Consider the following 15001-nt stretch of genomic DNA (forward strand, 5'->3'; position numbering starts at 1 on the left):
CCCTCTTAGACCACTTTACCGGTTGTTCTGGTTCCGTCGCACCCCTTGATTTGCAAGGCTTCTAGATTGCTTATTGCCTTTTAGGCACTCTTAGGGCTACATAGGCAGGAGGGTTGATTTGTAGCCCTGATGTAGCCCGGAGGCTCGAATGCCCAAGATTTCCCTGACCGACTTCAAGGTGAAGAGTCTCAAGAAGGCACCGCCCGGCAAACGCTATGACGTGATGGATTCTGAGGCGCGCGGGCTCGGCATTCGCGTCAATGACAAGGGCCAGCGCACCTTCATTTTCTATAGCCGCTTCCCCGGCAAATCGGCGCCCGAGCGCCGGGTTATAGGCGAATACATAGAGGCCGACGATTCCGGCCAACACGCCGGCATGTCCTTGGCAGATGCACGCAAGAAGGCTGGCGCGTGGCGTGACCTGATCAAGAGCGGGATCGATCCGAAAGACCAGGAGGAGGAAGCGCGCCAAAAGGTCGAAGCTGAAAAGCGGGAACGTGTGAAGGGTGCCGCCGATCGCCGCCGCAAGCAGTTCGAGCGCGTTCTGGTCCGCTACATCGCCGCCCGGCGCCGTGACGGCATCCGCAAGGTCGAGGAAGATCGAAACGACTTCAAGCGCGAATGCCTGCCAGCGTGGCGAGGGAAGACCGTGGGAGACATTCAGAGTGCCGACGTGATGGCGGTGCTTGAGAAGATCAACAAGCGTGGCGCGACCCGCCAAGCCCTCAACATGGCACAGAAGATCGGGACGTTTTTCAATTGGTGCGTTGACGATGAGCTTATTGCGGCCTCGCCCTTCCGGGCAAAGAAGGTGCGCACCACGATCGGCGAGAAGACATCGCGAGACCGCGTTCTGACGGATGCCGAGATTGCGGCACTTTGGACAGCAACCGCCGCAGGCGATGTTTACAGCGCCGTCTATCGCCTCCTGTTGCTCACTGGCCAGCGGCTGAACGACATCGCACAGGCTTCATGGTCTGAAATCGATCTCGACCGCAAAACCTTGACCGTGCTGGCGGCGCGCTTCAAGTCAGGTCGCGATCATGTCGTGCCGCTCACTGATGACGCTATCGAGATCCTTGGCAAGTTGCCGCGCTTCAAGCGGTGCAACTGGCTCTGCTCGCTGGACGGGCTGGGGCCTGTCACGATCGGGCATAAGGTCAAGGTGCGGATCGATGCCGCCATGCTGGAGGCGCTGCGGGAAGATAACCCCGAGGCTACGGTGCCGGCATGGGTCAACCACGATATTCGCCGCACCGTGCGCACAAGGCTTTCCGAGCTTGACGTAATGGACGAGGTCGCGGAAGCGGTGATAGGGCATGTGCCTACGTCACTCATCCGCACCTACAATCAATCTGACCGCCTCAAGGTGAAGCGCGAGGCCTTGGCCCGATGGGAGGGTGAACTGGCGGGCATAGTCGGGACCAAAAAGGCCGACAATGTGGTTTCGATGGTGGAGAGGACGGCCCGGGCATGATTTCGAACTCGCTCGATGGCGCGCTGGAACTGATCAAGCCGCCGGCCGAGAAACTCGAGCGGTGCGAGAGTGCTATTTCCCGCGCAATCGAAGGCCTGAAAAATGTCGTCCACCTTCGCGCAGCCCCTACGCCAAGGCAGGAGCGCCAGCGCTTTGGAAAGATTCGGGACTTGGCGATGCGCATGCAGAAGGAGTTGCAAGGAGTGCATGAACTGGTTGCGGCGCCTCTGTTGGCCTACGTTGACGAGATCAAGGCTGCGGCCGATCTCTTCGATCCAGTACGTGAGGACGAGGGTATTCAAGTCGGCCCTGGCGCTCCAACGCTCGATCCTGTTCACCTGCAGGCCGCCTATCTGTCGCGAAACCTACTATGGCAGTTCTCCGCAGTGCCGATCGAGCACAGGCCGGAACCAACTCTAGGCCCGGTCCAATCGCTTGCATCGCTGTTGTTGCTTTATGCAACGGGGGAGGAAGCCGACCTCCACCGAGCCAGCCGTCGTGTCGTGCGCGAACGAACGTCGGGAAAATAGACCATCGTGCGTTCGTGACGGTCTGAGGCTTCCCGCTCACCTTCTTAGGCGTGAATAGACACCTAGGAGGCTCTAGAGCAATGACGCTCATTCCCCTCGATAAACTGCCCTCAAAGGGCATCAACTACAGCCGCAACTACATCGATAAGCTGATCAAGGATGACCGCTTTCCTAAGCCGGTTTTTCTATCGCCGCGGCGCCGTGCATTCATCGAAGCTGATATCGACGCATGGGTGCAGGCGCGTGTCGATCAACCGGATTTGCACCGGCCGCCGCCCCAAGAGCCGAAGGAGCCGAAGCGCGTCGATCACGACGAGGTGGCGGCATGAACAGCGGCATTGACCATGAACACTCGGCTGCGATCGAAATGGCTGCCAGGTGGCTTTCCCAGACCTCTCGAGAACGCATCGGCCGGCCGATCGTGCCAGCCTTAAAAAGCGCTTTCGGGCTCACGACGGCGGAAGCCGTTGCTGCGATCCGCGAAGCGGCCAGCCTTCGCACGGGAGGCGCCAATGCAGCCGCCTGAAAAACGAGAACCCGTCGCGGACCAGGCGACGGGCTCTTCGGGGGACTACTCAAGCTCGAGTGTTCACGAAAATAACGGTAATCTGACTGATTTTCAACAAAAACTGAACACTATCGAATTGCTATCCAACAGCCTCGCCGATCTGGCGGAGCAAGTGCGGCAAGCAGCGTCGGAATCGGACACGGCCGAGCGCACAAGCGTCTCCAGGGCGCTGGATGCCGGACAGATGCTTGTCGAGGCAAAGGCATCTTGCGAGCACGGCCAGTGGCTGCCGTTTCTCGATCGTGCTGGCATTCACGAGCGCCGTGCGCGACGGCTAATGCAGATTGCACGGTCTGGGCTCAATTCGGACATCGTGTCCGATTTGGGCGGCATCGGCGCCGCGCTGGCCTTCACCTCGAAATGGCAACTGCCGAGCTTCGACCAGGCGCTTTTCATCTACGATCCCGAAGATGGCGAAACGCCCGTAGGCCGCGGCGTCGGCTATGTCTGGGAGGACCATCAGCACCGCGGTTTCTATCACGCCGGCATGATCGTCACCGACCATGACGGCGAGGAGGAGTGCATCGCCTCGAGGCGGCCGATGCTGCCCTTCGTCGATGTCGAGGGAGACCGGCCGATTAACATCATCGTCCATTTTCTGACCCGGCGCTTCACGCTGCCGATCGCAGATTGGCGTTTCGGCTCCGTCGACCGTCAGATCCCGATCATAGTCCTGGCGCCGTTCATCAACGGGAACACCTTCAGGGAGGGCGCGGCGGCATGAGCGAGCTTCCATGGATGCCGGTCTACATAGGTACCGAAACGGCTTTGACAGGGCATCTGAGCCCCGAAGAGTTTGGCTGCTACGAGCGCCTGCGCAGGCATTGGTGGCAGCATGGTTCGCTACCTGAAGATGACACTCGCCTGATGCGAATTACCGGCGTTGATCCCCACAGGTGGGAAGATATCGCGAAGGCCATCGGGCCACTCATGTCCGACAGTATCCGTAAGCTGGAAGATGAACGTTCTGGCGCCGCTGCGAAGCGTGAAAAGAAGGTCGCAGCCGGTGTGAGGGGTGCAGCAGCCAGGTGGCGCACCCATGGCAAAGCTATTGCGGATGCCAATGGCACAACCATGGCAGACGCATCCGAAGAAATGGCAAACGCATCGTTTTGCCAATGGCCATCAGCATCACCATCAGAAAGTTCTCTCCGGGAAGAAAAGGAAGAAAGGTTAGCGCTTATGCGCGCGCGAGAGCCGAACGTGATGTCGATGTCGATGGCGGAGGCAGAGGAGCATTTGCGCAAGACGGGCAGGCTTGTCGACGACAACGAGCCGGCCAATTCCTACGCAGCCAGATCGAGGGGCGAATGACAGCCACCTCCCGGCGATGCAAACGCGCTCGCATTTTTCCCGGCGATGCAAACAGGCAGGCTGAGTAGCCGCGACCTCAAGAATATTTTGTCCTGTCTAAGCACCGCTATAGCGTTCTGACGGTGCCTAAAACCGGCTAACAACCGGTTGAGCGATATGGATGGAACCCTTGCAAATCAAGGATTCTCGCCGCATCTTCACCGCAGTAACAGCGTTCTGGGCTACAGAAGGGCTACAAACGGTGCTTTCCGATACCTCAACGATAGCCGCCGCAAGCGATGCCGAAAGCCATGCGAATGGCCGGCCGTTGGCGGTTGACATGATCGATCGCCGGACTCGCGAGTGGCGCCGCCGTCGTGAGCTGATCGCCGTCTTCACCGCTGCCCTCGGTGACGCTGTCGTGTCGCCGATCCTAGCCGCCAAGATCGAGACAGCGGCCGAGCTTGCCGTCGTCGCCGAGATGACGCGGGCAAACTTCCTGGCTGGTGCCGGTGCAACGGCCGACGACGTGGTCAGGTGCAGCAACCAGGCGGCGCGGGCAGAACGGGCGCTTGGCATCGCTGCCCGCAACAGCAAGCCGGCCAAGCCCTCGCTCGACGCCTACCTGTCTGGGAATGCCGCTGCATGAAGCCACGCGTCACCATGCGGCAGGCCTTGGCCGACCCTCAGTTGCTTGGCGGTGCGCTGCCGGGCGATAGCTGGTCGATCTGGCGCACGCTGCTGACGGCCGCCATGGGTGAGGCACTGGACGATTCCGAGCGCGTGGCCTTCGCTGCCATCACAGGGCGCGAGCGCGAGCCTCTGGAACGCGTCGACGAGCTTTGGGCGATCGTAGGGCGCCGCGGCGGCAAGACGCGTGCTGCTGGCACGCTGGGCGCCTACGTGGCAACGCTGTGCGACTGGACGGACAAGCTTGCGACTGGCGAGCGTGGCGTGCTGCCCGTGCTCGCTGCCTCGACGTCGCAGGCAGACCGGGCCTTTCAGCATGTGCTTGGCGTGCTCGAACACTCGCCGGTGCTTTCAGGCATGATCGAAGGCCAGCCCACGGCCGACACCATCCGCCTGTCCACCAGGATCGACGTCCAGATCAGGCCGGCGAACTTCCGCACAGTTCGCTCGATCACCGCCGTTGCCGCCATCTGCGACGAGATCGCCTTCTGGCAGATCGAAGGCAGCAAGAATCCCGACCGCGAGATCCTGGCCGCTGTCCGGCCGGCACTGATCACCACGGGTGGCCCGCTCATGGTCATCAGCAGCCCATATGCGCGCCGTGGCGAGCTTTATCGGGCCTATAGGAGCGATTACGGTCCGGCGGCCGATCCGCTCCTGCTGGTCGCCAAGGGCGCGTCCAAGACCTTCAACCCGAGCCTGTCGCAGGCCGAGATCGACAAGGCTTATGCCCGCGATGCGGCATCGGCGGTTGCGGAGTACGGCGGCGAGTTCCGCACCGACGTCGAGCAGTTGCTTGTGCGCGAGACCGTGGAGGGCGCCGTCGACTGGAACACCACGGAGCGGGCGCGGCAGCCTGGTGTGACCTACTTCGGCTTCGTCGATCCGAGCGGCGGGTCGAGCGACAGCATGACCATGGCCATTGGCCACAAGGAAGGCACGAGGGCGGTGCTCGACAAGACGCTTGAGAAACGGCCGCCGTACAGCCCGGAAGCGGTCACGGACGAGTTCTGTGAGGTGTTGCTGTCCTACGGCATCCGGCGCGTTACCGGTGACCGGTTCGGCGGTGAATGGTGTCGAGAGCCGTTCCGGCGCCGTGGCATCGAATACCAGCTTAGCGAGGCGCCAAAATCCGAACTCTACCTTGCCCTCGTTCCGGCCCTGAATTCCGGCCGTGTCTCGCTGCTGGACGATGACCGTGCCGTCGACCAGCTTGTCAGCCTTGAGCGGCGCACGGCGCGCGGCGGCAGGGACAGTGTTGACCACGCACCGGGCGGTCACGACGACGTTGCGAACGCCATTGCTGGGGTCTGCTACCTGCTCATCGCCAAGCCGGTTGACCAGTTCGAAAACCTCGCTGGGGGCGCCGAGATCATCACCGTCTATGACGGCCCGGAATATGGCGGTGGCGATTACGGCTACCGAGCCGACTACTGAGGAGAACGCGATCGTGAAACTGATCCAGAACATCAAACAGGCCATCGCCGGGGCACGGTCGAATGCCGATGCGCTCCAGAGCGATGCCGATGCCCTCGAAGCCTCATATCGGGCCTGTCTGGCCGAACTCGGCAAGCTTCAGCACGCCAAGGAAGCTCTGCTCATCGACCTTTCGAAGGTGCAGCGCAGCCAGAAGCCCGGCGAGAACCGAGACACCTATGCGCAGCGCATGTGGGCGCTTGGCCAGAGCGAACGCATGGTGAAGGATCTCGATCGGCAGATCGCCGACGGTCAGGCCCGGCTTGCGGAAATCGAGGCAGAGCGCGGCCGGGTGCGCAAGGAGCGCAAGGAGGCCGCCAGCACCGCAGCGCTCGCGGAGGGATCGAAGGATGGCGCCGAGGCCCTTGCGGCCCTGGCAGACGCCAAGGAGGTCCTGGATGGCCTGGAGACCAAGAAGCAGGCCGCAGCGCGCCACAGCGACGAACTGGCCAGCGAAAGGGCCACGATCAGCCTTCTGGCGCACACTGGCGACGAAGGGGCCCGCAAGCGGCTGGACGCCCTTCATACCGAAATCAGCGTGCAGACCTCCGAAGCGGCCAGCATCGAGGCCGCCATCGCCGAGGCCCGGCAGAACGTCCAGAAGGCCGAGGCCGCCGTCGCGCGCCAGGACGCCGCCTTCAAGGCTGCGGAGGTCAGTCGTGTGTCCGGCCTGATTCTGGCAGAGAGTGTGGCCTTCGATACCGCCGCCACCGCCATGGTCGAAGCGCTGCGGCGCCGGGAGAACCTGGTAGGCCAGTTGGCCAAACTCGGGCTTGATTCCGGGCCCCGCAACCATCTCCGTGCACCGATGACCATCAATCGCGCGCTGGCCCGACATGGACTTGGCCAGTTCGCCGACTTCGACAGGGGCGGCAACGTCTCACACACCCGCACGCTCGCCGAGCACGATTCCCACATCATCGGCGGCTCGCCAACGCCGCGCGCCGCATAGGAGGCAACATCAATGGCACTCGATTCCGAAAAAGGCGCGATCGACGCAGCGTTCGATACCCTCTCGGCCGCAGTCACGGCCTACATCGCCGCCGGCGGCCAACCCAGGCTGGTCGGCCGCTGGCTCGTGGCACACGTCGCCAACATCAATCCGACCATCTCGCGCGACCTCGACGGCTACACCGGCCGCGGGCTGCAGTTGCGCGCGGCGACCTTCGCCAACACACCCGAACGCTAAAGGGGGGGGCCGTCATGCCGTACATGGATTTCCACGAAGCCTTCGCCAAGCGCCGCATGATGGGGTTGCTCAAGCTCGACAGCACCGCGGCCGTCATCACGAAAACAGGAGATCGAACCATGGAGCCTTTCGACGGAAAGACTGCCGCAGAACGGAAGGTCGAGGACATCGCTAAGCGAGCGCTCGACGCCAAAGAGTATCCCACGATCGAGAAGGCGCGCGCCGCTGCCTGGTTGGACAACCCGGAGTTGTTCGACCAGTACCGGGACGAAAGCCACTCGGAAACCTTCCGTGCGAAGATCGCGAAACAGGCCTCCGAGCGGATGGCCAAGGGCGGCCACGGCATACAGAGCACCGCCGAGACGCAACTGGACAGCCTCGCCAAGAAGCGCATGGGCGAAACCGGCGAGCCCTACGCCAAGGCCTACACCGCAGTTCTGGACACGCCTGACGGCCGGCGCCTCTACGCCGAGCACAAGGCAGCCTGATTATGAATCGCGTCGGCGACGGTTTGGCGACCTTCTACACCGACGCGTGCGCGGGGAGACGGGATCTCCCTTTCCGCGCGCCCTGCATGGTGACCGGTGAAACATCGTGCGGGGCTCCTTCAAGGGAGCCGGCGGCGCTGCGTGGTGCCGCCGGCAATTTTCAGAAATAGGGGGCTGATGTGGAAGCTGCGGGCTCAGTCGAAATTCAAATCAGCGGCAACTTGACGCCGCTCGAGACGGCGTTCGCCAAGGGCGAGCAGATGACGCTCGCCTTCAATGCGAAGGTTAGCTCGATTTTGAGCGGCTCGGGTCTGAGTGCCGGTCTGGAGAAAATCTCGGCCGGCGTCGATCAGACCAACGCGCTCCTCGCAAAGCTGACGACATCGGGCACTTCCGCGAGCGCGACTTTGTCCAAGGTTACCGCGTCGACCACGGCCACCACGGAGGCCTTAAGTAAAGTCGCGGTGGCCACCAAGGCCGTCAATGCTGAGATGGCGAGCATCGGCGGTTCAAGCGGCGCAGCCGCAGCCCTGGAATCGGGTGCGATTTCAGCCAAGGCCTTTGCGCAAGCCCTGGAACAGACCGGCGGCCGACTGGACCGGATCACGCCTGCCATGCTCGGGCTGGCGACCGAGACCGAGGGTTTGGCGACCGCGAACGTGCGCACCGCCGCCACCACCTCGGAAGTTGCTGCCGGGATGGAAACGGTGGCCATCACCAGCAGAACGGCCGCCGCGGGCATGACCGCCCTCGGTGCTGCCGAGACCGAAGCGGCAGGCCTTGGCGCGGGCGTCACGCGTGAGTTCAGCGTGCTCGGTGCCGAGGTGGCGCGCGGCAACTTCAGCCGTATTCCCGGATCGCTGATCGTGCTCAATGAGCGTCTGGTCTCGACCGGCACCAGCGTGCTCACGCTTTCCAACTTCATGAAGGCGTTCGGCGGCTTGGCGTCGGTCATCTTCAACCCATATGTGATCGGGTTTCTTGGCCTCACGATAGGCACGGACCTTGCGATCAAGGGCTTCGACAAGCTCAGCACGGGATCGTCGGACCTCACCAAGAACCTGAAGGACCAGGCCGACGAGCTGACCGCCCTCGGCAAGTCCTACAAGGACGTCGCCGCGGCCGCGAATTCGTTCTCGGTCGACGGCCTTACCAGCTTCGGCCTGTCGTCGACCGCGACCATCCACGGCCTGCAGCTCGACATCGCCAACAAGACCAAGGATTTCACGTCCACGGTCGGATATCTCGGAGGCTTCGACAGCAGCAATCCGTTCCAGATCTACGACGATTTCAAACCGTTCGAAGATGCCATCAACCACCTTCGCGAGACTGCGGCCGCCGGCGCGCCCGATATCCTCGGCTTCAAGAAAATGATCGAGGACAGGTGGGCTCTCGATCCGAACAATGAGGCACTGACCAAATCGGCCTCGGAGCTTGAGGATCTGGTCAAGGACGCTCTCAGCGCCTCTGTTGCCTTGCAGAAGTTGAAACAGGCCCAGGACGATATGCGCAGCCGCGGCGGCGAAGGGGATGCCGTTATCGCCAACATGATCGAGGCCGGCAACACTGCGGCGGAAGCCCTGAAAGCAGCGGACCAGAGTTTTGGCATGTCTGGACTGACCGCCTACGAAAGCGCGGTCACCGGCATCAACCAGAAGTTCGACGACATGATCGTGAAGGCCCATGCAGTCGGCGCGGCCTTCGAGACCTTCAACCAGGCCCGGGACCTCAGCCTGCAACAGGCGAGCCTGAAGGCGCTCAGCAGCATCACCTTCGACAAGCCTATTGCTGGCGCCAATGCCCTGGGGCTGGCGATTGCCGGTGTTGGTAACTCGGCGGATGGCGTCAAGGTCGAACTTGGCGGGATGGCCGCGCCCATCGTGAACATCACCCAACTGTTCGCGAAGGCGAAGCTCGACCAGTTGATCGGGCTCCAATCGGCAACGAACGAATTGGAGGTCTTCAAGACCCAACTCAGCGACGTCCAGGTTCAGCTTGAGCAGATCAGCAAGACATCGCCAAACCTGTTGTTTGGCGCTGGCGACAAGGGAACCGCGTCCGACATCACGGCGGCCTACAACGCGATCGACCAGGTCTTCAAACTCTGGGATACCGGCGACGCGTCGGTGATGGCGGTGCATAACGAGATCGAGCGCGTCCGCGCCAGTCTAATCGCGCTTGGCGGTGACAGTGCGAGCGTCAACACGTTCATTAATTCGATCGTTCAGGGCGAGGAACGAGTACGCCAGTTGAACAGTGACGTGCTGCAACTCGGCAGCAGCATCGCGCATCTCCCGAACAAGACCGTCACCATCACTATCAAAACCCAGCGCATCGGCTCTGGAACGCAGTCGCTCTATGATGTGGGCGGCGGCAACACTGTTGGCGTCACGCGGTATGGTGCCAATCCAGGCGATCAATCCGGCCCGTCGGTCACCGCCAATCAGGTATCTTCCTATAGCGGCGGTGGTGAGGCATCTGGTTCCGGATCCAGTTATGGCCTTTCCGGCGGCACCAGCACGGTCAACGTCTGGCGTTTCAACTCCGGCGGCATGATCCATCCAGGCGATACGCAGCAAGTATCCTTCTTCAAGAGTCCCGACGAAACGGTTGGCATCTTCACACCGGGCCAGATGCAGGCGCTCGCCGATCCGCAATCGGGCTTCACCGGCACCCAGCCGACCGCCAACGACAACCGCGCCTGGACCGTGCTGATGAACGTCGAGGCCAACACGCGCAAGACGGCGCAAATCCTCGACGACATCAAGACGGCATCTGCAAGCGCGTCGTCGTCTCTTGGCGGCTCGTCCTATAGCGGCGGCTCTTCGGGCGGAGACACCAGCCAGCAGGATCAGCTTTCGGCGCAATACATGAATGTCCTGAAGCAGATCAAATCCAACTTCCAGGCGGCAGGCATCATCGGGCGCGGCATCATTGGCTATGGTCTGGACGGTCTGGCCGCTTCGCCCCAAGAGATCGCGCGCAATATCGTCTATGGCGGCGCATCGCCGCTCGGAGCGGCAGGCTCGACCTCCTACGAACGCGACATGGCGAAGCAGAACCAGCAGGTGAGCCAGTCCTTCGGCTTCAACACCGGCGGCATGATCGCACCCGGCGATAGCCAAGAGGTCAAGTTCTTCAAATCGCCAGAGGAAACCGTGGCGATCTTCACGCCACAGCAGATGAACGCGCTGCAGGGTGCCAATCAGAACCAGAGCACGCAAGCGGCAAACGATCAGCGGCCGATCCAGTTCAGCCAGACCAATCACTGGAACGGCAACACGCCGCCGTCCCAAGACAGCCTGGCCGCCGTTCGCCGCGCGACCGCGCTTGGCTTCATGGATGCACAGAGGGCCGCCCGTGGTCGATAGAACGCTTCCGGCACCACCGCCCGAACTTGCCGAGATCATTGAGGCCAGCCGCAAGGGCTTCCGTGCGCAGTTCGGAAGCTTCGATGAAGCGCTAGTCTCAGGCTATGCCCTTGGCACATCAGAAGATGGCGGGCGCCTGGGTTTCCAGATCGTCATGCCTGACGGCTCAGTCCATCGGTTCGCGCTTCGGGCCGATTGGGTGCCGCAGTTCATCATCGAGCTTGCGGGTGCGACCGACGATATGAACCAGCACCGTCTCGCTGCGGGCCTCGCAGCGGCAGAGCCAAGAGGGCAGGCCTGATGTTTCCTCATCTGATCGGCAGGCGCGGACCTGGCGCCTATGTGCCGCAAGCCGGCAGCGGGGGCGGGTCGGGCACCGGCACCGGAATAACCGACGGCGGCTTCGTCGAGCCGCCGATCGTCACCACCACGGCCACCGGCGACGTCTCGATCAAGGGCAAGGTCAAGCCCGGCTCGTTCGGCAAGATCGTGGTGCCGATCGCCAGCGTGCAGGCCGGCCGCCAATACACCTTCCGCTACACGCCGCAGTTCTCGCAGCTCGCCCAGCAAGGCAAGCTTGCCATGGTCGGCTTCGGCTTCAAGACCAACAATGATTTCCACATCGTCGGTCTTCGCGGTGACGGCTCGACCGGCATCCATAAATATCAGGTCTATGGCACGCCGCCGAACGGCTGGAACAAGGATGCCGGCCAAACCACCAACGACGGCGGTGCCTCAGCCAACGGCACGCAGGCCGGTCCCAACTATATCCGACTCGTTATCTCGGCCGACGGCGCAACCTATAAGTTCCAGAGCAGCGCTAACGGTTCGACATGGATCGATGAATTTACCGGCCAGACGCCATCGCCCTTTTCCAATGTTTCGGGCGTCCAGACATTCGGTATCGCCCTTTGGTTCAACAATGCCGATGCCGGGCCGTTCTCCATCGCTATAGATCAGATCGCGGATCTCTTCACGCCTGGCACGCTTAATCCGTCGGACAAGGCCTCTACTATCTCGTTGATCAACGCCAATCTGACAGCTCGCCAGGAAGGCGGGTCTAATGCCTGGGCCTCCGTCCGCTCTCAGACATCGCACAACTCCGTCAAATATTATTGGGAATGGACCATAGGCCAAAAGGGGGCCAACGCCGGTGACGCAGGATTCCTCAATGCGAGCGCCCCTCTGGAAGGCGGGTTCAATTCATTTGTAGGCTGCGACCTGAATGGCATTGGCCTAGTGACGACCGGGCAAGTCTATCAGAATCTCACCGGCACGACCTACCTCTCGACCATTGCCAACGGTGACATCTGCGGACTGGCGATCGATATCGATGCGCATCTGCTGTGGGTGCGCAACGGCTCTGGCAACTGGAACGGATCAGGCACCGACGATCCTGCGACCGGCGCAGGTGGCATCTCGTTGCCGAGCGGCCTCAACTCCGGCGCTGTTTATGCCGGCATCTCCGTCTATAGCGTGAACGACAACTCGACTGCAAACTTTGGCGGAAGCGCCTTCAGCCAGACGCCGCCGTCAGGTTTCAATGCGTGGGGTTAGCGGCGGCCGGGCCGGCGCCTTTCATAGGGCGTCCGTAGGGCTGCGGCGATGTCATCGAAAAGCGCGTTCCGGCAGATTGTGAATCCCCCCATGAAAGACCACGAATTGACCGAGCGACCTGGCCGCGGCTGGACACCTTGGGCAAAAGGGCAAGGTGATCACGACATCGAGCGGGTCTGGTGGATGGCTCGGGTGCTCCATTTCCCGCAGCTCAATGTTTCGTGCTGGTTCGACGGTAGCGAAATGGTCGGACTCGATCATTGGGGCTATCGCCGGGCGCAGTGGACCATGAAGAAGCCGCCGGCCGATCACCCGCCGGTGCCTGAGGCCATCAAGCGCGAGCGCGAGCGGGCACACCAGGAGGCGCTTGATCGAATCCGCATTGCCGCCGAGGCACGAATGATGGCCCGAATTCAGGCCACAGGTAGGCGCCAGAGCGCGCCGGACGCCGAGGCGGTGTAGGCAGCGGCCAGTGGAAAAACTGTTTCCACTGCTGGCGGGGCTGGCAGATCAGTTTCCACCCTTCATGCAGAACAGTTGGACCTGATCGCGGAAATCGTTGATCGCGTTCTGCTTGTTTTCGTCTGTGTTAAAGTGGGGCTGGTCGTAAGCCATCATGATCACTGCGCGGAAGCCATCCTTGCCCGCTGCTGTAAATTGGGCGTCGTTTAACTTTTCCAGCACCGTCTGCATTGCCATGCCGTTTTGACGCGCCTGCATGACCGCTTCTGCCGCCCGGGCCACATTCGCACATGCCTCATCAGTGGTCATGGCAAGGGCCGGATGAACTATCAGCATGCCCACACAAAGCGCAGCAACGTTTTGGGTGCTCATCTCAGCACGTCCCCTCAAAAACCTGCCCCTTGCGGGCTCTGAGATAGCAAAGCTTCTTACCGTCCGGGCTCCCAAACGCTGAATGCTGCTCAACCGCCAGCAGCAATATAGGTGCCGGGCTCATGAGACTTGCCCGCTGGGCTGTATCCCACATCACATCGCTGAAATTCGAGATGACGCTATCAACGCCGATAATGACCCGAGTGCGGACGCCTTCGGCCTCAACGGTCAGGGTTTCGATCCCGTAGCCGACTTTCAAGTAAGCCAGCTCGCTCTCAATTTGGAACTGCAATGTCTCGTCATTCGCTGACGCCAATGTCGGCACCAGACACGCCACAAAAGCCAATGCTGCCTTGAACAACATTCCCCCGATCCCCCGATCGACTATTTGCGGGAACGTATCATCTTTTAGCCATTGCTGAAAAGCGCCTGAAATAGGCGAATTTAGCCGCCGCTATCGATGCCGCCGCCTTTCCTCAACCGCACACCGGCGCCGCCGCCGTTCTCTGGGATGAACTCGACGCCGGCCGCTTCCAAAGCCGCTCGCATCTTGTCGACGCTGCTGACGCGGGAGTCCTGGCCAGCTTCAAACCGGTTGACGGTATTTCCTCCAACTCCTGCCGCCTTGGCAAGGTCGAGAGTGCTCCAATTGAGGGCTGCGCGCCCCATACGGCATTGAACTGGCTTCATGTGGTGTTTTTATCACCAAAAGGCATTGACGGCAAACCGGTGATGGATTTATCGTTAATGGTGTAAATATCACCATTTGGAGTAATACGATGCCGAACATCACTGTTCCGGCTGCCGGCGAAGCTATGCCCGGGGCCGAGGGAATGAAAATTATCACCGGGCGGTTTTCCCGCCGCGTCATGCTTGTCGGCGCAATAGCCGCTCTGCCGGCCCTGGCAGGCGCTACAGCGCTTCCGGGACTGCCGGCAGTTATGTCGCTCACCATCAAGCCGCGTCTCAACCACGCGGAGCGGTGGGCCGGCATTGAGGCGAAGTTGGCATTGCTGCCGCCCAAGGTAGCCGAGAACCTTCGGGAGCAGTTCTACGCTGTGATCGAGCGTGTCTGGCAAATGCAGGAGAGCGGCGCCGATCCGGCGGCGATCAGGGCATCCATCACCAACTGGAAAGCGGACAGGATCGCCCACATCGACAACCCGGAGGCGTGGGCATGAGCGCGCGCCTGACACGACGCGCCGCCCTTGGCGCAATAGCCTCTATTCCGGCCATAGGAGGAGCTGTAGCGCTGCCCGTGGCCTCAATCGCCGAACAGACCAGGCCGGAGGAAAACCCGAGCCTGTTGACCCTCGATGCCAAGTTTCGCGAGGTGTTCGATGCATACCTGGCAGCGGACCGACACAAGACCGCGACCATTGAGGCGTTCGCCGCGCTCATCCCTCCGGTGCCGGATGATCTCATTTACGCACGCAGAGACGGGCTCTGTTCAGGGCTCACCCGGGATGAGCGCAATTTCGAGGGCAATACCATCTATCCGCCGCAAGGATTCGCACGACGGATCTAC

19 protein-coding genes are annotated in these 15001 nt (G+C 61.7%); 17 read left to right on the forward strand and 2 right to left on the reverse strand.

Annotated features, from left to right (window positions below; translation table 11 throughout):
• The first annotated feature begins 148 nt into the window (after positions 1-148).
• The 15 genes from FJ471_RS31355 (at position 149) to FJ471_RS31425 (ending at position 13101) form a co-directional block, all read left to right on the forward strand.
• Entirely contained in the window at positions 149-1477 is a 1329-nt protein-coding gene (locus tag FJ471_RS31355; protein ID WP_140809287.1) for a site-specific integrase, read from the forward strand.
• Entirely contained in the window at positions 1474-2007 is a 534-nt protein-coding gene (locus tag FJ471_RS31360; RefSeq protein ID WP_140809289.1) for a hypothetical protein, read from the forward strand. Before FJ471_RS31355 ends, FJ471_RS31360 begins: the two co-directional genes overlap by 4 nt.
• Positions 2008-2087: 80 nt before the next feature.
• Entirely contained in the window at positions 2088-2336 is a 249-nt protein-coding gene (locus tag FJ471_RS31365) for an AlpA family phage regulatory protein (protein WP_140809291.1), read from the forward strand.
• Positions 2333-2533: a hypothetical protein gene (locus FJ471_RS31370; protein ID WP_140809293.1), complete on the forward strand. Its 201-nt coding sequence runs from the start codon at positions 2333-2335 to the stop codon at positions 2531-2533. Before FJ471_RS31365 ends, FJ471_RS31370 begins: the two co-directional genes overlap by 4 nt.
• Positions 2520-3299 carry a DUF3102 domain-containing protein gene (locus FJ471_RS31375; protein WP_140809295.1) on the forward strand — a complete coding sequence of 260 codons (780 nt, stop codon included), beginning with the start codon at positions 2520-2522 and terminating at the stop codon, positions 3297-3299. Before FJ471_RS31370 ends, FJ471_RS31375 begins: the two co-directional genes overlap by 14 nt.
• On the forward strand, positions 3296-3889 hold the full coding sequence (locus FJ471_RS31380; RefSeq protein ID WP_140809297.1) for a DUF1376 domain-containing protein: 594 nt from the start codon (positions 3296-3298) through the stop codon (positions 3887-3889). The genes FJ471_RS31375 and FJ471_RS31380 overlap by 4 nt, the downstream gene beginning before the upstream one ends.
• Positions 3890-4049: 160 nt before the next feature.
• The gene (locus tag FJ471_RS31385) at positions 4050-4517 is read left to right on the forward strand and encodes a hypothetical protein (RefSeq protein WP_140809299.1); all 468 of its coding nucleotides are present in this window, start codon (positions 4050-4052) and stop codon (positions 4515-4517) included.
• Positions 4514-5995, forward strand: a complete 1482-nt coding sequence (locus FJ471_RS31390) for a hypothetical protein (RefSeq protein WP_181179875.1) — start codon at positions 4514-4516, stop codon at positions 5993-5995. The genes FJ471_RS31385 and FJ471_RS31390 overlap by 4 nt, the downstream gene beginning before the upstream one ends.
• Before the next feature lie 13 nt (positions 5996-6008).
• Positions 6009-6986, forward strand: coding sequence for a hypothetical protein (locus tag FJ471_RS31395; RefSeq protein ID WP_140809301.1), 978 nt, complete (start codon positions 6009-6011; stop codon positions 6984-6986).
• Between the two features lie 12 nt (positions 6987-6998).
• Positions 6999-7223, forward strand: a complete 225-nt coding sequence (locus tag FJ471_RS31400; protein ID WP_140809303.1) for a hypothetical protein — start codon at positions 6999-7001, stop codon at positions 7221-7223.
• Positions 7224-7237: 14 nt separating this feature from the next.
• The gene (locus FJ471_RS31405; RefSeq protein WP_140809305.1) at positions 7238-7711 is read left to right on the forward strand and encodes a hypothetical protein; all 474 of its coding nucleotides are present in this window, start codon (positions 7238-7240) and stop codon (positions 7709-7711) included.
• Positions 7712-7890: 179 nt separating this feature from the next.
• Positions 7891-11082, forward strand: a complete 3192-nt coding sequence (locus tag FJ471_RS31410) for a hypothetical protein (protein ID WP_140809307.1) — start codon at positions 7891-7893, stop codon at positions 11080-11082.
• On the forward strand, positions 11072-11383 hold the full coding sequence (locus FJ471_RS31415) for a hypothetical protein (protein ID WP_140809309.1): 312 nt from the start codon (positions 11072-11074) through the stop codon (positions 11381-11383). The genes FJ471_RS31410 and FJ471_RS31415 overlap by 11 nt, the downstream gene beginning before the upstream one ends.
• Positions 11384-11424: 41 nt before the next feature.
• The gene (locus FJ471_RS31420; protein WP_140809310.1) at positions 11425-12639 is read left to right on the forward strand and encodes a hypothetical protein; all 1215 of its coding nucleotides are present in this window, start codon (positions 11425-11427) and stop codon (positions 12637-12639) included.
• A 90-nt stretch (positions 12640-12729) separates the two neighbouring features.
• Positions 12730-13101 (forward strand): hypothetical protein, encoded by a 372-nt coding sequence (locus FJ471_RS31425; protein ID WP_140809312.1) that lies wholly within the window; start codon positions 12730-12732, stop codon positions 13099-13101.
• A gap of 48 nt (positions 13102-13149) precedes the next feature.
• Here FJ471_RS31425 and FJ471_RS31430 read toward each other — a convergent pair whose 3' ends face one another.
• Positions 13150-13473: a hypothetical protein gene (locus FJ471_RS31430; protein ID WP_140809314.1), complete on the reverse strand. Its 324-nt coding sequence runs from the start codon at positions 13471-13473 to the stop codon at positions 13150-13152.
• A gap of 1 nt (position 13474) precedes the next feature.
• Positions 13475-13837, reverse strand: a complete 363-nt coding sequence (locus FJ471_RS31435; RefSeq protein WP_140809316.1) for a hypothetical protein — start codon at positions 13835-13837, stop codon at positions 13475-13477.
• 415 nt (positions 13838-14252) lie between these two features.
• Here FJ471_RS31435 and FJ471_RS31445 point away from each other — a divergent pair, with 415 nt between their 5' ends.
• Positions 14253-14654, forward strand: a complete 402-nt coding sequence (locus FJ471_RS31445; protein ID WP_140809321.1) for a hypothetical protein — start codon at positions 14253-14255, stop codon at positions 14652-14654.
• Positions 14651-15001: hypothetical protein (locus FJ471_RS31450; RefSeq protein ID WP_140809324.1), on the forward strand; the 351-nt coding region annotated here is incomplete at its 3' end. The genes FJ471_RS31445 and FJ471_RS31450, both read left to right, overlap by 4 nt.

The sequence above is a fragment of the Mesorhizobium sp. B2-7-1 genome, assembly GCF_006440735.1.
Taxonomy (GTDB): domain Bacteria; phylum Pseudomonadota; class Alphaproteobacteria; order Rhizobiales; family Rhizobiaceae; genus Mesorhizobium.